Below are 17,161 nucleotides of genomic sequence, written 5' to 3'. Positions count from 1 at the left end.
GGTCCACCCTTCATTTGGATTTCTGATCTGTATCAATTACATAAATTTTTGACTCCCTATTCCAAGAGTGATACCCATTACATAAATGAAGCCAGCCATACCTCTCATAATAATCAATATGATCTGTACATAAATACAATTTACTGAATCCTAATTTATAAGCTTCGTGTCTTGCATGCGCCATCATGACTGACCCAAGATTTTTCCCTCGTTCCTTTTCACTAATATATAGATTTGATAAGTACGGCCATAAATCTTGTCGACTCACAAAATCATTATTCATTAACGAGTAACTACCAATGATTTCATCTCCATTTATCATAAAATACCATCGAGGTAATGGACTTGTTGTTGTCATACTGGAAGTTATACATTCCTCGAATATTCTTCTATGTAATCCCCATCTTTTCACAACATACTCGATAGCTTCTTTTAGAAGATTTGAATGATCTCTCAAGTCAATGATTTGATATTCCATGAGTTCCCCCAAATCATGTTTTAATTTACGGTCCGTTTCTATATTCGTGGCTCAGCGTATGCCGAGTGTCCAGCGAATGCAGAGGCCAAGGACGTATTCCCGCAAGCGTGCTTATTATGTTATAGGATGTCAGCCTATTTCGAATAAATCCTCGAAACATCCTCATCATTCAGCCGGTTTTCTAGCACAACAGTCATTTTTTGATATTCTTCAAGTGCACTAAGGGTGTGTATCACTTGTTCGGTTCCCATCTCTTGTTCAATAACATCTACACATTCAATCCACAATGAAAGCTTAAGGCTGTATTCTAACCAGTTCAGATTGCTTAAATAGCCCAGTTCCAACACAGCTTTCCAATCTGCTTCTAGATTTCCATAAAGCTGACCGATATCCGCTTAAGAAGGCTTTGAACTTGCTTTTGTTTAGTTGGCCCAACTCATCGATCGACCAATAAATTGCCGTTTCTATGAGATCATGTTTGGGATTGATTTCTCCAGCCGACTCCCAATCAATAATTATGGGTTTATTTTGGCCCCACATGACATTCTTAGGTTCCAGATCACGATGACTAAGTATACTTGTTCGGCCTCAAACAGCTTGACTGATCGGTTAGTTTGTTCGGTCCAGAATGACAGCTGCTTGATACTATTAGATAAGTGGTTTGTCCAAACAGCCCCTTCCGCAACACCATTATGTAGATAAAACTCCCAGGGAATTTGCTTTTCGCCTTTAGGAGTGCTTGGAATACGTTCGACCTGCGCAAACTTTGTTTGATGAATCTCCGCAAGCATAAAACCAATCTTCTTGCAGTGTGCTTCCGTAATTTCGAAAGGCTCTAAACTTCTCCCTTCAATCCAATCAAATACCATATAAAATTGTTGATCAAGCTCCTGCAAAAATGTGTCTTCGTATACATTAGCGGGTTGAACAGATATTCGCTAAGATAAAATACTCACAATTCTTTCTGCTTCTATATAATTGTTCAGTGCAGTAGGTCTTGCCATGATTTGTGGGTTTAATGCTTTAACTGCGAATTTCCCTTTGGTCGTTTTGATTGCAAATATCCGATGTAAAAGACCACCTGATATCGGTTTCGGAGTCGTCACCAATTCACCAAGCCCTAATTTCTCACACAATTTTCCAAACTGTAAATGATAGGAATCATTCATTTTATGACTCTTTTCCTACTTTTTAATTTGTATTGCTGAACCCCTTTAACGTTCCTGTGTTTATGAACCCCGACGGGGGTGTCTGCAGAAATCTCTCTTCGAAATCCAATTAGCAGACCTAAGATCCACAGGAGCCGCTGCGTAAATATTATGTTATCTGATGTGACTCTGACTCAATCAAACGATACTCATCCATTACTTTTTGTATTTGTACTAGGTGACGTTTTGCATGTTGACACAAAAAATAAATATATTGATACACATCAATCAGCGATAACATCCTAAACCCCTCTGCTTACTAAGGGGTAGGCACCGTGTGAATACTTTGTTATGTAATGCTGCCTGCCTAGATTTGCTTTCCAAATCTGTGTTTTAAATAGTACTTTAACCCCGCGCGATCCACATCAGAAAACTGTTTTTGGTCTTCTATCATCAATTTATAGACTTCTTCAACAGTTTCCCATCTGATATTTGTAGTTTCATCTCCTGTTTCTAACAGATTGCCGTCAACCTTACATATAAAATACATACCCATAGAATCAACTGGACCCTTTATTGTTTGATATACACAATAAGGTTCTAGGCACTCAACTTCAAAATCGGAGTTAATCCCACGTGTATCTATGCGCTTTTGACTACCTTCCACCTCTATAACAGTTAAACCTGTTTCTTCAAATACTTCTCGTCTCAGGCCATCTAATATTGATTCGAATAATTCTAATCTTCCACCTGGCAATTCTATTGATTCCTCATTCTTTTTATTTCGGGTCTGTATAATTATTTCTGTATTATCGCTTCCTTTACGTTCAACAATTGCTCTTGCATTAACATAAAACATCAAGCATTCTCCTTTAATTTTTATGTTAATCTCTAATGTTACTGGCAGTATTTTCGCTAATTTTTTATTTTGAATTTCTTCTCAACTAAGCAACTAGTTTAATAAAAAACAAAGTATGGGATGTGTCTCTGAATTAGCGCTGATTACTATAACGTTTCTGTATTCACTACCTCCTTAAGCGGACCAACGGGAGCGGCCGTGATGCGGTTAGTCGGTGCGGATGTGTCCGCGTGCTTTGAATTACTTAGCAATTTTTTGGAATCTCAAAAGTTTGTGAAATCACTTTTTGTAATCCTATGCCATCAATCTCAATAGTCTCTTGTTCTTCGAAGAAATCAATATTATGTTCTTCATAATATTTCTTCCAAAATCTCACGGCTGGTTTATTTTCCACCAGTTGACCGATACTTATTTTTCCTTTGAATTGCTTAAATATGTTCTCTATTCCTAACGAAGCAATTCTAGTACCGCGATATTTCCTTAATAAAAATAATTCCTGTATTGTAAAGTCAACTCCTTCTGGAACAAAGGGAGGGGAACAAACTAATATGAAGCCAATTGGTTTACCTAGATGCATAACAAAAAATGGATGCAACTCTTCTCTCTCTAGGTATAAGTAAGTATTTGTTGGATCAAATTTCCCATCATCTTTTGGATCTTCAAAGTTATATTCTGATAAGTCATACAAATATAAATTATACAAATTCAAAAAAGTATCTGCTTGATCTTTTGTTATTTTTGTAATCTCAATATCCATTTGAAATGACACCTCTTTTTTATATTCTTTACATCCTTTTCATCTAACGTTACTGTATTGTTCCTGTATTCACGACAGTGTATGCTGTGTGTCCAGCGAATGCCGGCCCTGGGGCATATGCCCACAGCGTGAATATTATGTTAGACGGAATTACCTTTTAATTTCTTGAATACTTATTATTTCAAAAAATGCATGTAGATTTTTACAAGTTTTTTTAGAATTCCAATACTTTCTTCGACATCATTTGTTTCTAAAGAATGATTGGCATTAATGATTGCAATGATTTCATTCTCTTTATTAATTTCACTTGCCAGCTCTTCGTTAAATGCTTGATCTTTCGTCCCATATACTACAATTCCGTTGAACTTGTTCACGTAAGGAATAGTCTCTTTAATAGGTGTTAAAAATATATGCTTAATTGGCACGTCAAGTTTTTCATGAACTTCTCCAGCTATTATTGTTCCTAGACTCTTACTAATAAAAACAACTTGATTATATTCATGTACGACTTGTTTGACTGACACATAGCTGTCTTCTACGACTCTTCGCACCTCATCACGATTAAGATCTGCTCGCGCAGCTTGATATCCATACTCCAAGATCAGGAGGTCAAAACCACTTTGTATAGCGGAAGTTCCTGCAAAATGCAAGGTTGGTTTATTACACGGATAATTTTGCCCAGGAAAAAGAACAACTAACTTTTTATTTCCCTCGTGATTTTGATAATATTTTTGCTTCATCTCCACTCCCCAAAATGAAGGTACATTTAAAATCTCTAATTTCATTTTTATCATCCTTTCTGGGGTTAAGGTTATTTCGTCTAACGTTTTGATTAACTTTTAAATAACGGTTTTATTAAATCTTTATCTAGCTCTACAAGTACAGCTATTTCATCTATTGAATATCCTTGTTGTATAGCTTTTTTAATAATCTCTACTCTTGTAGTACCTTCATTGATAGTCTTATCCATAAATCTGTCGAAATCAATTAAAACGTCTGCGACTTCACCATCCATTGTAAAGACCATTCTATAGCACCCTACATACTCTCCAATGTACATGATATTTAAATTACAATACACAAAGTCATTAGATTCATTAATGTATGTCAGTTGCAAAGAATAAAATTCTGAATGGATTAACTTTAAATTTGACTTTCCCTTAAAAGTGTCCCAGAAATCACCTCTATTTTCTTTTTTCCAATTTTCCATATATGCTATAAATCCTTCTTTAGTCCGCTCTATAACCGCATACTTCTCTGCCCATTCAATTAAGCTTTTGGAATTAATTTACTGCACCTCATTTCAGTAATTTCACATAACGTTCCCGTATTCACGACCCGACTAGGTCCTTATGATCTTTATATATGTCTTTTCAACAATAGGAAAAACATCTTCAGACTGTACTTCTACATGGTCTTCGCTTGTTTCATTCTCTATGATTTTCAATCCATCAAAACAAGCATTTTCTTTATACCAATCCATTAGTTCAGGCAAGGAGCAACTTTCCTTCAAACCCTCGTCTTCATAATAAGAAAGCAATGTCACTGTAAATGCAGGCACTAAGGAATCCGCTTTCAAATACAAAATAAAGTTTTTACTCTTATAATATGTTTTAAGATACTGCTCAATCTCTTCCTCTAGATAAAAAAGGTTTCGATTAATTTCTCTGATGATATTCGATTATGCTTTATCAATCGGTTGAATCCATGGATGTAGAAATAGTTATGATAAAGTTCCTTCTCCCTTAACTTGGGATCATTAGCAAATAAAAAACGGGGGAAGTCGTTATCGAATGAACTTCTCCGTATGCTTTTTGAGCATACTTCTTTAAGTACTCCAGGATCAAAAGCTCACTCCTCTTTGGTAATTTTACTTAACGTTCCTGTAATCACGGCCTCAGCGTATGCCCAAAGCTTGAATAGAATGTTAATTGATCTCGACACTTCTTTAATTTACATTCACAGCTCATTATCCAATGCTTTAGTTAGATATATCAGTAAGTCGTCGTCTACCATCACTTTCTCTCCGGGTTTTGCTTCAATATTGTTATAGACGATTCCTTGACCATCCATGTAATACCCGCGTTTGTTGTACATCATTTGAGCATTACCATAATCTTTATAGAGCCCTACTCCTAAGCCAATTAGTCTGGATCTCTTGGATGCTATTCTTTCAAGTTCATCTAACATTCTACTTGCGATTCCCTTCCTCCTGAACTCTGGAAAAACATTTAAATCATTTATTTCTGGGATATTACCTGTTTTAAAATACGGATAATCCGAAGTAAACATTAAGTGGCAACACCCAGCCAATGTATCTCCATAGTAGGCCATTAAAGTCACTCTCTTGCCTTCTATATTTTCTTCCAAGCACTTATAGAAATAGTCATTCGAGGTGTACCATGGAAATCTTTTTGAAAATTCAAAATTTAATAAAGATACTTCTTCATGATTTGAAAGGTGCCTTATTCTTATTTGGTTTTCCATTTTCATTCCTCTTTCTATCAATTTTAGTTAACGTTCCTGTATTCACGAACCCCGGGGTTGTCTGCTTAAATTATCGGATGTCAGTATCTTCTTCAAATTTCTCCAAAAAATGATCCACTTTATTCTCATAGTCTTCCCAATTGTACTTTTCGTTTTTTATGACCAATTTTGGTATCTCCCATTCCTGAACGATATTGAAAATGAAATCTTGGTTTTTCGTCCAAAAATGGCCCGCTTCAATAAAATCATTATCCGTATAAAGTCCACAACGATCTTGTGTGAACTCAGGTCCACGAACACTACATATCCATTTCCAATGTTGTTCTACATGAGTTTGATAAAAATAAATGAGGATCGGGTCGAGACGACTTAAAATAAGTTGTACTTTCTTGGTCAAATCTAATATTCTTTGTTCGTCCATTTGCATATTAAAGGCAAAACCAAGCGTATTCTGAAAAACGTAACTTTCCATAATTGTAACTTCGTCTCGCTCTACTCTTTCATTGACAAAATCAGTGAATAGCTGTTCAACTTTTGTAGTAAACCACTCCGCTTCATCTTGAATAGTAAAGGAAGTAAACGTCTTATCGTATATTCGCAATGGATGGTTCTCTTCTAATTCGTGATAAAACCTATTCTGAATACTCATTTTATTCAACTTTGCACCTATTACTTTTCCAATCGTTGACTTACCGGAGCCTGGCATTCCATCTATCAGTATCAATCTTGACTTCATAGGTCTTCCTCATTTCTATGTTTGTATTATTCCTCACTGCCTATTTCAGATAACATTTCTGTTTTCACGACCCCAGCGAACGCTGGTTGTCCGGCGAATGCCGGACCGAGGACGTACCTCCGCAGCTTGAATATGATGTTATTTGATTGGTCAGACTTCTTCGAACTCACTACTTAAAATTTCAAAGATCTTTAAACGGTGTTTTCTAGGCAATGAGGTACTATATACAATTTTAACTTCTACGCTTCTTATTCCATTCATTAAAATAGCTTTTTGAAAAGTCATAGCTTTGCTAGATATGTAGCCTTATCTATTTTAAGGCGTTCTCTCAAAGACAAACTATAAAAATCATTCAATCCGTTTTTAATATTTGAAAAATACCCGTTCATCTCTTCATCTGTTACATAAATCATCCATTTCTTTGCATGAGGATCAATATTAAAATGTGCTAATCGAAATAAGTCGTTAACTATTTTTCCAGCCTTCATAGTTCTCGAAGAGTTAGTTAGAGCCAGAGTATTACTATCATATTTAATTTCAACAATAATACCTTGCTTTTCTTTGACAGAGGGAATATAAGCATCCACTTCTTTATTTATTATTCCTGGATGTGGATATTCTAAAATGATTTCATGAGGTTTAATGTGTTCTGTCAGAATAAGCGAGGCAAAAAAAGTATATCTTATTGTGTCTTCAGTTGTACGAATATCGTTATATAATAATCTTTCATTAAGAAGACTTGAGAACTTCTCTATGATATAGTCCATTTCGCACCTCTTTTATAATCTTTGACCTATCAGATAACCTTCCTATATTCACAACGTCCGACGAAGTCGGATGTGTCCGCTGACTATCTTCCAATGCTATCCACTTCCCGCGGACTGAGGGCCGCCAGGCCCGATGCGTGGGTATAAAGTTATCTAATGCTACTCGGCTTCTTTGAATTTGCTGTACTCGTCCATTACTTTTTGCATTTGTTCAATGTGTCGTTTTGCATGCTGGCTCAAAAAGTAGATGTATTGATAAACATCAATTTTCCCCAAATTATTTACCGTCATTGTTGTTTTATACAATATTCCTTCTCCATTTTCCATCTCTTTCAAAAACTCTTTACATTCGTTAATTTGATCTTTAAGTAATGATCTTACTTGTCCTAGTTCTCTATCTCCCTTAGGCTCCATATGTTCTGGCCTATTCCAATTAAAAGATTTATGTTTAGCTATTGCATCGAGCTCTTGTAAGTTGATTTGATATGATTCAATTATTGTATTCAAATCTTTCTTTTCAGATAGTTCAATTGCTTTTCTCTTCCCTTTTCTAATTAGAATCAATAAGAAGTGATTAGTTAATGTTACATGCTCTAATACTTGTTCAATACTCCATCCAACTTGAGGCTTGAAGGATAGCAAATCGAACTTCAAAGTAAACCAGTTTTGATAGTCAATTAGTGTTTGAGTTAATTCATTATCTATAAAAGCAATCGTTTCGTTTATGTTCATTTTTTCACCAGCTTTCGAGTAGTTTTAGATAACATTCCTATATTCACGACCCAGCGCATGTCGAACCAAGGACGAATGTCCGCAGCGTGAATATTTTGTTATAAGATGTCCGTGTTCTTTTTGAATTACCTTAACCCTTCACTTCGCACTTCATTAAGGTATATATAGCTTTTAAATTACTTTACATTCTTTGAAGTATTCACATCCAATTTAATTTCCACTAGATCCATGGCTTTCAGATATAGTGTTGAATATATTTATGGCGACCTCGGCCATTTCTTTTAATTTAACAATATCTAAGCCTTCTATTTCAAAACCTTCAGCTATGCTTTTAAAGTATAACCAATCGTTATTTGTCTTTATGATCTGTATCTCTTTTATTAGATTCAAAAATTCGTCAATTCCTTCTATATCTATGTACAACTTTGCTAGTTTTTCAAATCCAGCTTCATTTGGCATATAACCTATGCCTGAAAAACTAAAAATGTAGTGTTCAAAGTAATTCTCGGGATACTTATTATTTTCCATTACTACTCTCCTGTTTTTAATTCATGGAATGTAATACCTTGTAGAACTTAAATCACTTTTTGTTTTGACTTGTATATTTTTCACTGATTTCTTATAACATTCTGATATTCGCGACATTCATTCCCCTTAGAAAGCTCTTATCTTAGGGAAATGGATGTGTCCAGCTGCTTCCTCTTCTTCGAAAAACCTCTGCCGGACCGAGGCGCGAATGCCCCCAAACGTGAATATATTGTTATCCGATGTTCATGCCTTCGTGAATAGCTTACAAATACTACTTGTTAGATTTCTTTTCTATAACTTTTAATATATTCCCCACACTTCTATCATCCCAAATAATTACATAACACTTTTCTTTATTTAACTTTTGAAGAGCGCCAAGTCGATGATTACCATCCCTCACACTTAAAGAGCCTTCTCTATTTTCAGCAATTAATGGGGGCAGATCCCATCCACTCTCTATACGATTAGAGATTTGATTAATGTTATAATTCCACCAATCTTCATCTTCTACATATTCCATATTTAATTCTGGACCAAGTGCTCTATCTAAATACCCTGCATGAATTTCGGATAACGTTCACGTATTCACGACGTCCTGGCACCCTAAACTGCTCATCGAACGACTAGTTCGATCGACTGGTCGCGACCGTGGTTGGGTGGTAGGATGTGTCGCCTGAATCCACTTCCCTGACTTATCTCTTGGCGACCGAGGCGGCTTGTCCGCCGATGCGTAAACACATTGTTATATAATGTTGACGCCTTCCTCGACTACACTAACTTAGAAAATCGATCTTTTATTAAACCATTAATTAATTTGTGTTTGACTTTACTTGTATATAGTATTGTAAGATTCTGACCATCATTAAAATGAATAAAATAATTTTCCTTGTCACTTCTGATAGCTAGTTCCCCAATCTTCCTCAGCAAATTAAAGTCAATCCAATCATCTTCAAAATGTATTTCCCATTCATATTTCTGATCATCTAAAATAAACGATACTTTAGCATCTTCATTATCAAAATCTACATGGCTTTTAACCTGTTGCATTTGCAATTTACCACGAGTTAAACTTACGAGTTCATTAATGATTGTCGAATAAATCTCTTCGTTCTCAACGCATTCGGTATCAAAGCTCCAAACATCCTTCGACAATCTAACTTCATTGTCATTTTCATCAATAAGATCTGAACCGATCATCGAAAGTAAGAGAGAATAGGGATCGTCTTCGTAAGTTTCTCGATCAAAATGATGCAACAACTCTTTAACAACACCACTATCATCAGTTGTGAAAGATATACCAATATCTTTGAGTACTTCTATTTGGTTTTCTAGTGAGATCTTTGTTTCTTTCGATTTCTTACGAAAAAAGTTAAACATTCCCTGATTCCCCCTTAATATTAGCTAGCGTCCCTTTCATATAACGTTCCTGTATTCACGAACCCGAGAGGCTTAAGGCGCAGCGCGCCGGGTCGAAGACTTAGCCTCACAGGAGTTGTCTGCCTGACCACACTTCCCCGAAATGCATCAAGCAGACCAAGGAGCCGACAGGCGACGAAGCGTGAAAACGATGTTAGGCGGAGTCATTGTCTTTCATGATTAATCTTGCATATTCATTCCATTCTTTATTATCAGTGTTGATTTCTAAGGTAGGCACTATTGATCTTGTTACATTATATCTTAGCTTGTTTTGAGTACCGATAAGCTCATTACATGCTCGTCCAATATCCGACTTCGACTTATTGAGCCATTCATCTGGATTTCTACTCTTTATTCTTTCTTCTACAACTTCATCCGATATTGTAAGCAGAATACATTTAGCTCCTAGTTCAGTTAATTGCTTTTCAATGTCGATGATTTCAGTAGCATCATATTCTGGGAAAGCGACACGATGGTTTAGATGGAATCTTTCTAGGACGAAGAAAAGCCCCCGAGATCTTCTGGATGCTGGTCCTAAATGTACTGCCCAATCATTAAGTTTCTTTAGCATTTCTACTCTTTCCTTAAGTAAATTCAAATGTTCATCTCGAGATAAACTCACATACTCCCCATGATTGTTATTTAGTATTTGTGAGTAATGTTCTCCAAGAACAACTACACTCCGTTCTGCGGATTCATCTTGCGATTGATACTGTTTTATTGCTCTTAGTACCGATGTTTTTCCAGCATTAGAATACCCTTCAAGAATTATTCCTCTGATATTCATTCTTTAAATACTCCTTCTTTACAATGATTTCGCCTAACATTATTGTATTCATGAACCCCACAGGGGGTGTCTGCTGAAATCACTCTCCGGAATCCATTCGCAGACCAGGCTCCATCGGAGCCGCAGCTTGAATATTGTTAACTGAAGTTGTATGTATCATTGAGCTACATATACATTGAAAATACTATCTTAAAACTCGACTTCCTTCTCATCAAATATATGTCCTTCTTTATAATATTCAATGTTAATCCTTCTTTTCTTATAATTCACTTCATAGTAAACGCCCAATGCATATCTACATACATGCTCCGGAAATCTCTTTCCATCAAAGGACCAAACATCATCATAACTGTCTTTGGTCAAAGCAATTAGTCTTATTTTGTCACTTTCTTTCTCTTCTTTTGTTCTATCGGATTTTTTCATCTCAATCGCTATTAAATTATCTTGATTCATGTTATTCCCTCGGCTATGAACAATAAGATCGCAATTTATCTTAACTCCAACATCCTTAGGTCCATAAATAGTTTTTACAATTGTTTTGAATTTTCCATTTTTATTCCGATTATATTCCACGTCTACCTTGTATTCTGCAAATTCAGTTCTTTTTATTATGTTATTTATATGTAACATTAGTGCACCACAAAGCGTCCTCTCAGAAACTTTAGATATAAATAAGTCAAGATCACTTTTTAAAAAATCTCTATTTGCCTTCTCGAATATTTCAATAAGTCTTTCTATCAATGTGTACCTCCGAATATTTAATTTTAATTGTTTGTAATGCAATTTCAGTTAACGTTTCCATCTTCACGACGTCCCACCACCTTAAGTGAACGAAAGTCAGCGGCCGCGATGCGGTTAGGTGGTGCGGGTGTGTCCGGCTGAATTTGCTTCCTGAGATTCCTCTGGCGACTGAGGGACGAATGTCCCGAAGCGCGAACATATTGTTATATGATGCCGGTGGCTTCATCGGAATACTTTCATGTCATTAAAGATATCGTCTAATATTGTCCAATTCTCTCCAATCCACATTAATTCATCAGCGAATCTACTTAGAGTCCTAATGTTTTCTGAATTAACATTTACCCATGCAGCTTCTTTCCACCAAGTTAGTTTTATTGATCTTAACAGCTTCTCTAACGAGAGCGGCATATTTTCCTTATATCCTTCTAAAAATGCTTTCGCAGATTCGAAAACCAGCTTATTATTATTAATCGCCCCTGATAAGAGTGGACGTGAAATATCAAATTCTTGATAAATATAGTTCAGTCTATCGAAATCAAGAATTGCCGATAATTTATCATCATGAAAGAGCAGATTATCTACGAAGAGATCCCAATGAACCCACCCTTCCTCACATGATGAAAATATATCTAAATTAATTTGATCAATAATCTTTTTTTGAACTTCTAATGCATTTATATATTTATTAGAACCAACTGAGACTGCTTTCTGCCAATTCTTCTCCCAGTTAGACAAAGTTACTTCCTTAGAATTAGGTTGCCAATGTAAAGGTAAAGATTGAGGAGCTTTACGATTAAGAATATCGTGCATCTTACCGACTGCTTGTCCTAAATGCTTCATCTGATCTGCACTAACATTACCAGGGGTCACCATCTTACCCTCACAATATTCAGTCAGTACATACCGTTCGCCAGACATTGTTCTGTTAATGAAACCATTCTTTGTTTTCAATAACTTTGGACAGGGTATTCCATTTTGCGACAACATGTTCTGTACTTCCAAAGCTACAGCAACTAGCTTTAATAATTCCTCAGGGTATCTGCCATAATGATATTGCTTTACAAATAGCATTCCTGAAGTTGTACTTATCCTCCACTTTAAATTGGCATAACCAAAAGATATCGGTTCTGCATCAAATATACTTATCCCGAAAGTAGTTTTTATATCTTCAAGTATTTCATATAGAATACTCTCAGGTTCTTTCAAAATCATAGTAGGGTTATCTCCTTATTGTAATAATGGTTTTTACACCGGTCTCATATAACATTCCTGTATTCACGACGTCCCACCACCTTAAGCGAACGAAAGTCAGCGGCCGCGATGCGGTTAGGTGGTTCGGGTGTGTCCGGCTGAATCTGCTTCCTCGCTACTGGAATCTCACCCTGAATCCGCTTCTAACTCCGGTCCGGACCGAGGGACGAATGTCCCGATGCGTAGTTACTGCCAACTTTGAATTATCTTTCAATTAATTTGTTATAAGATTTCGTAAGTTGTAACTTAATATATTTATTGCTTGCAAAGGCATTTTTAATATTTAACATATATAGGCATTTCAAGAAGAATCCAAACAATTTATAATCTTCATAACTAATTTTGATCTCTTCAATAGTATCCCACTTTCTATTCCTCCAGCTTGCTATCATGTACGGGCTAGTTTTTCTATCTAGATTAATTGTGAAATAAATATATTCAGTTTCATTTTCACTATTCTTCACAAAATTCTTTTCATCCCAAATTAATACAGTGATTGCGGATTCAATATTTGAAATAAAAGCCGAAACTAAATCAAAATAAAGATCCAGTTCATTAATCTCCGGAATTGAATATTCATGTTCCATTTTATTTCTAATTGTATTTAGTTTCGAAAGAGCTTTGGAACTGAAGATTCCTATTGATTCGATGAATTCAAGTTTTTTATCGAATTTTAAGCCTTTCTTTTTATAATTTGAATACAAGTTAAGGGTTGCTAAAAAGGTATCGACCTGACAATCAATTGCCCGCTTTAGGTTGGAAATACAATTTATTAACGACTCTGTATTCCCAATGCTTAGTTGATTTTCAGCAAATTCTAAATAGTCACGAGCATGTAAATCAAAACTGGGAATGTCAAAGCTTGTACCGCCTGACCCGTCTTCTTCCAATTCTTCGAGATTATCCATAATAAAGGAATAAAGTATATGAGCTTTATTTATATCCACTTCTTCTCCTCCAATGATCTAACAGTAGTTACGCATAACGTTCCTGTATTCATGAACCCCAACGGGGTTGTCTGCTGAAAAGCCTCTTCGAAATCCACCTCGCAGACCAAGGCTCCGAAGGGCCGCTGCTTGAATATTATGTTAGGCGATGCCAACCTTAATTTCCCTTCACAATTAATTCCTTGTCCATGTTGCCCGGGTATATCCAATTCTCATACCCACTCTTTCCATATTCCGATGGCTTTGCGAGCCAAATGAGCACTGACTCACAACGAGATTACAAATGTTGTAGGTATCATGAATTCGTCTAAGTAATAAATTTGTTTGAAATCCTTTATTTCGATATTCAGGTAGTGTTGTCGCAAATGTTAATGAAGCAACATTGTTCTCTATATACATTACAGCTACTGCAACTGGATAGCCCTGATCCAACCCCAAATAATAGTGCCATCCAGGACGGGAAAACAGTACTCGGTTATTTGCAGCTACGTGTTCTTTCCCATCAAGAGATAATCCTGTACCTAAACAATGAATTTCTGCATATGTATCGAACTCATCTTCGAGTAGTTCACGAATTTCCAGTTTATGATGATCAAACGAATTTAGATTTCCAGGTTCACAAAAAAGCGTTGTATGAAATCCTGATTGATAAAAGCTTTTATTATGGAGTTTTTTCATAACTTCTTGATTTATATTACCCGGGATGACTTGAATCTCGAAATTCCTTTCCCGCTCATTATAAAAGTCTAGGATATCTTCAATGACATCTTCAGAAATCCTTCCCTTTACATTATTAAAAAGACCCCATGGCATGGTTTTACTATAAAACGCCGTGCTCTCCCCGAATCGTTTTATTTCAATTCCCTCAGGGTTTCCTTCCCGTTCTCTGATTGCAGTCATTCGATCAACCATATAATTAATTTCAGATTTTTCTAAAGTATCTGCAAGTTCCAAATTCAATATCATTCAATTTATCTCCTTCCTTGATCCGCATACAATTATACAATTATACAATTACTCCTGGATGGTTTCGCCTAACGTTCCTGTATTCACGACCCGACGCATGTCGAGTGTCCGGCGAATGCCGGATCAAGGACGAATGTCCGCAGCGTGAATATTATGTTATACGACGGAACCTACTACATTGAACTTGCCCAAGCTGGTTTTAAGTGATTGAAAATGTAGACCAATATTGTCATTATCAAAATAATTAAGGATGTTATAAAAAATAGTTTTTTAAATAGTTTCTCATTTTTCGATTTTCGTAATGGTATAAAATTGATAGTTTTATCTAAGATAATAACCAGAAATAAAGCAGTGTTAATAAAACTTAGCATCAGTTCTAATGCGACGATAATCTTCATTACTGGGTTAACAGCAATAAGATCACTACTACCTAGCCCCATGTATATTACAAAATGGAAATAAAAACGTTCCCAAAATCCAGGATCAATTTCGTTTTTGTTCTGATCAATAAATCGCAACAATTTATCACCAAGAATTCCATCAAACATCATTCCGTGATATGTAAAAAGGAATATCAATAATAATGTAAATACAACAAAACAAATAAACATTTTTATAAGTCTATTTGAATTAATATGAGATTTATTTTGTTTTGGGTGCAATTTATTCATTAACATAAAGAAATTATAATATACAAAAAGTAGACTAAATAAAAGTATCCCGAAGAATTCTATTAATAAAAAAATATAGCTAAGATCTTCAATCCAATTAATATGAAATTGAATCGAATTTATAGATATCAGTGAGAATGAAGAGTAAATAAAATACAAATCAATCATTATATTAAAAAACCTAAAAGTTACCGATGTGCTTGGATATATAACAAGATATTTAAAAACAAAAAAGACAATGGCTAAAATGAAAACTATAAATGCACAAATTAATGACCCACGAACATATTCATTATCTAGGTATTCTGACGGATTGAAGGCTGTAAACGTAACCAGATAACTTAATGTAATAGAAAAAATTAAACCGAACCACTTAAAATTTTTGTAGTAATACTCTTTCATTCCATTCTCCCTTCAGGTTCTGTCGTATAACGTTCCTGTATTCATGAACCCCAAGGAGGTTGTCTGCTGAAATACCTCTTTGAAATACCTCCTGCAGACCAGGGCTCCAACGGAGCCGCCGCTTGAATATATTGTTATATGATGGAAATGCTTCTTCGAGATTGCTTACCAACATGTCTTTACTCGCTTCCATTATTATTTTAGCTTTGATTCATCTTTTCTCATGTGTTATCATATTTTTAAAGAAAGACCAAGTGCGGTCAACACTTGGTCAGTACAATTGGCTTGGATGGTCTACCCCTTCTTAAGTCAAGTCAGGATAAAAACCCACCTTCGGCTGTCAACCTTGGGGTGGGTTTTTACTTTCTCTTGTTGTTATTGATATACGTCAAAAGTGCAAGAATGAATGTACCGAATAATAGCATTAGAGTCATCGCATCTTTCACTTCCATGGTTTCACCTCCTTTCGAAGGGAAACCATACCCACCCAAGATTCAATTGTATCTATATTTTACCTGTGTTTACATCTCCGTACAAGTGTTCTTATCTATTTTTTTGTATTATTCCTTTATTCTATTTTCAGCCCATCATTTCTATCATATAACGTTCCTGTATTCATGAACCCGAGAGCCTTCAGTGGAGCGAAGCGCAACGGGTCGTCAGACTTAGGCTCGCAGGGTTGTCAGCAGGATCTACTTCTCTACCAATACCTCTGCTGACCAAGGGACGGATGTCCCAATGCGTTAATGTTTTGTTATCCGATGGACTTGCCACCTTGAATTTACTTTCATTATCTATACTTTTATTTTCATTCATTTATATATCCAAGAACTTTTGGAAAGTAATCTGCGATTGGTTTCGATGAATCTACTACTATATACTTCTCTTCTTCTGGTTTTTTACTGTTTTTTATAGTCCTATAAAATCCTTCTTCTGATGATGGTGCTTCGATTTGACTCAGAAGTCTTTCTCGATTTTTTAATCGATTTCGTATTATTTCAATGTCTTCTATATAACATTCCACATACTTATATCTCTTTTTGTGTTTTCTCGCTGATTCAAGTCCGGTTTCTAATAAATTTCTGTACAAACAAGGACTATCCATAATGACACTGTGTCCATTCGATAAATGAAAATCCACCAACGACCAATCTACATCATAGGATAGTTGTCCTATTGCTTTACCTTCCATCGTGTTTCCTTGTGATGATAACGATTTTAAAATTGTTGTTTTGGAAATGTCATGATCGACAATGACAGCTCCAGTTGCTTGGCTAATCTGTCTTGCTAATGTTGATTTTCCTTATCCTGGGAATCCTGACATCTGTAAAAAGAACATACTTACACCTCTATCCTCAAATGTAGTATTGTAAGTCTTTCGGATAACGTTTCGGTATTCATGAACCCCGAAGGGGTTGTCTGCTGAAATGCCTCTTCGAAATCCACCTCGCAGACCGAGGCTCCAACGGAGCCGCTGCTTGAATATGA

General features: G+C 35.7%; 23 protein-coding genes and 1 pseudogene. All 24 read right to left on the bottom strand.

The window, feature by feature from the left end; translation table 11 throughout:
* Positions 1 to 10 precede the first annotated feature (10 nt).
* Positions 11 to 478, bottom strand: a complete 468-nt coding sequence (locus ABIE27_RS16555; protein WP_429351001.1) for a GNAT family N-acetyltransferase — start codon at positions 476 to 478, stop codon at positions 11 to 13.
* Between the two features lie 134 nt (positions 479 to 612).
* Positions 613 to 822 (bottom strand): hypothetical protein, encoded by a 210-nt coding sequence (locus ABIE27_RS16550; RefSeq protein WP_429351154.1) that lies wholly within the window; start codon positions 820 to 822, stop codon positions 613 to 615.
* Positions 773 to 1,018 (bottom strand): hypothetical protein, encoded by a 246-nt coding sequence (locus tag ABIE27_RS16545; RefSeq protein ID WP_429351000.1) that lies wholly within the window; start codon positions 1,016 to 1,018, stop codon positions 773 to 775. Before ABIE27_RS16545 ends, ABIE27_RS16550 begins: the two co-directional genes overlap by 50 nt.
* On the bottom strand, positions 994 to 1,374 hold the full coding sequence (locus tag ABIE27_RS16540; protein ID WP_429350999.1) for a hypothetical protein: 381 nt from the start codon (positions 1,372 to 1,374) through the stop codon (positions 994 to 996). Before ABIE27_RS16540 ends, ABIE27_RS16545 begins: the two co-directional genes overlap by 25 nt.
* Positions 1,375 to 1,416: 42 nt before the next feature.
* Positions 1,417 to 1,647: a hypothetical protein gene (locus ABIE27_RS16535; protein WP_240037196.1), complete on the bottom strand. Its 231-nt coding sequence runs from the start codon at positions 1,645 to 1,647 to the stop codon at positions 1,417 to 1,419.
* Positions 1,648 to 1,993: 346 nt separating this feature from the next.
* Positions 1,994 to 2,485, bottom strand: a complete 492-nt coding sequence (locus ABIE27_RS16530) for an NUDIX hydrolase (protein ID WP_123066779.1) — start codon at positions 2,483 to 2,485, stop codon at positions 1,994 to 1,996.
* A 244-nt stretch (positions 2,486 to 2,729) separates the two neighbouring features.
* Positions 2,730 to 3,242, bottom strand: coding sequence for a GNAT family N-acetyltransferase (locus ABIE27_RS16525; protein WP_429350998.1), 513 nt, complete (start codon positions 3,240 to 3,242; stop codon positions 2,730 to 2,732).
* A 176-nt stretch (positions 3,243 to 3,418) separates the two neighbouring features.
* A complete protein-coding gene (locus ABIE27_RS16520) occupies positions 3,419 to 4,027 on the bottom strand; it encodes an alpha/beta hydrolase (protein WP_123066781.1) in 609 nt (202 codons plus the stop codon).
* Between the two features lie 47 nt (positions 4,028 to 4,074).
* Positions 4,075 to 4,452 (bottom strand): hypothetical protein, encoded by a 378-nt coding sequence (locus ABIE27_RS16515; RefSeq protein WP_123066782.1) that lies wholly within the window; start codon positions 4,450 to 4,452, stop codon positions 4,075 to 4,077.
* Between the two features lie 749 nt (positions 4,453 to 5,201).
* Positions 5,202 to 5,729: a GNAT family N-acetyltransferase gene (locus ABIE27_RS16510; protein WP_429350997.1), complete on the bottom strand. Its 528-nt coding sequence runs from the start codon at positions 5,727 to 5,729 to the stop codon at positions 5,202 to 5,204.
* Between the two features lie 70 nt (positions 5,730 to 5,799).
* Positions 5,800 to 6,465 (bottom strand): hypothetical protein, encoded by a 666-nt coding sequence (locus tag ABIE27_RS16505; protein WP_429350996.1) that lies wholly within the window; start codon positions 6,463 to 6,465, stop codon positions 5,800 to 5,802.
* 281 nt (positions 6,466 to 6,746) lie between these two features.
* The gene (locus ABIE27_RS16500; RefSeq protein ID WP_123066785.1) at positions 6,747 to 7,232 is read right to left on the bottom strand and encodes a hypothetical protein; all 486 of its coding nucleotides are present in this window, start codon (positions 7,230 to 7,232) and stop codon (positions 6,747 to 6,749) included.
* A gap of 159 nt (positions 7,233 to 7,391) precedes the next feature.
* On the bottom strand, positions 7,392 to 7,964 hold the full coding sequence (locus tag ABIE27_RS16495; protein WP_123066786.1) for a DinB family protein: 573 nt from the start codon (positions 7,962 to 7,964) through the stop codon (positions 7,392 to 7,394).
* A gap of 210 nt (positions 7,965 to 8,174) precedes the next feature.
* Positions 8,175 to 8,492, bottom strand: coding sequence for a hypothetical protein (locus ABIE27_RS16490; RefSeq protein WP_123066787.1), 318 nt, complete (start codon positions 8,490 to 8,492; stop codon positions 8,175 to 8,177).
* A 271-nt stretch (positions 8,493 to 8,763) separates the two neighbouring features.
* On the bottom strand, positions 8,764 to 9,012 hold the full coding sequence (locus tag ABIE27_RS16485) for a ParB N-terminal domain-containing protein (RefSeq protein WP_123066788.1): 249 nt from the start codon (positions 9,010 to 9,012) through the stop codon (positions 8,764 to 8,766).
* A 248-nt stretch (positions 9,013 to 9,260) separates the two neighbouring features.
* Positions 9,261 to 9,869, bottom strand: a complete 609-nt coding sequence (locus tag ABIE27_RS16480; protein ID WP_123066789.1) for a hypothetical protein — start codon at positions 9,867 to 9,869, stop codon at positions 9,261 to 9,263.
* 193 nt (positions 9,870 to 10,062) lie between these two features.
* A complete protein-coding gene (locus ABIE27_RS16475) occupies positions 10,063 to 10,695 on the bottom strand; it encodes an AAA family ATPase (protein WP_123066790.1) in 633 nt (210 codons plus the stop codon).
* Positions 10,696 to 10,884: 189 nt separating this feature from the next.
* Positions 10,885 to 11,436 carry a hypothetical protein gene (locus ABIE27_RS16470; protein WP_240037201.1) on the bottom strand — a complete coding sequence of 184 codons (552 nt, stop codon included), beginning with the start codon at positions 11,434 to 11,436 and terminating at the stop codon, positions 10,885 to 10,887.
* A gap of 222 nt (positions 11,437 to 11,658) precedes the next feature.
* Complete coding sequence (locus ABIE27_RS16465) at positions 11,659 to 12,648, bottom strand: phosphotransferase (RefSeq protein ID WP_123066791.1); 990 nt, start codon at positions 12,646 to 12,648, stop codon at positions 11,659 to 11,661.
* Positions 12,649 to 12,890: 242 nt separating this feature from the next.
* Complete coding sequence (locus ABIE27_RS16460) at positions 12,891 to 13,634, bottom strand: hypothetical protein (protein ID WP_123066792.1); 744 nt, start codon at positions 13,632 to 13,634, stop codon at positions 12,891 to 12,893.
* Between the two features lie 174 nt (positions 13,635 to 13,808).
* Positions 13,809 to 14,600: a GNAT family N-acetyltransferase gene (locus ABIE27_RS16455; protein ID WP_123066793.1), complete on the bottom strand. Its 792-nt coding sequence runs from the start codon at positions 14,598 to 14,600 to the stop codon at positions 13,809 to 13,811.
* A 173-nt stretch (positions 14,601 to 14,773) separates the two neighbouring features.
* Entirely contained in the window at positions 14,774 to 15,673 is a 900-nt protein-coding gene (locus ABIE27_RS16450) for a hypothetical protein (protein WP_123066794.1), read from the bottom strand.
* A 359-nt stretch (positions 15,674 to 16,032) separates the two neighbouring features.
* Positions 16,033 to 16,125, bottom strand: a complete 93-nt coding sequence (locus ABIE27_RS16445; RefSeq protein WP_007431380.1) for a putative holin-like toxin — start codon at positions 16,123 to 16,125, stop codon at positions 16,033 to 16,035.
* Between the two features lie 356 nt (positions 16,126 to 16,481).
* Positions 16,482 to 17,012 (bottom strand): annotated as a pseudogene (locus ABIE27_RS16440) (AAA family ATPase).
* Positions 17,013 to 17,161: the final 149 nt, after the last annotated feature.

Origin of the sequence: Paenibacillus sp. 4624 (assembly GCF_050435065.1) — a bacterium.
Lineage (GTDB): Bacteria > Bacillota > Bacilli > Paenibacillales > Paenibacillaceae > Paenibacillus > Paenibacillus amylolyticus_D.
The sequence above is the reverse complement of the archived record's forward strand: the minus strand, read 5'-3'. Positions and strand labels throughout refer to the sequence as shown.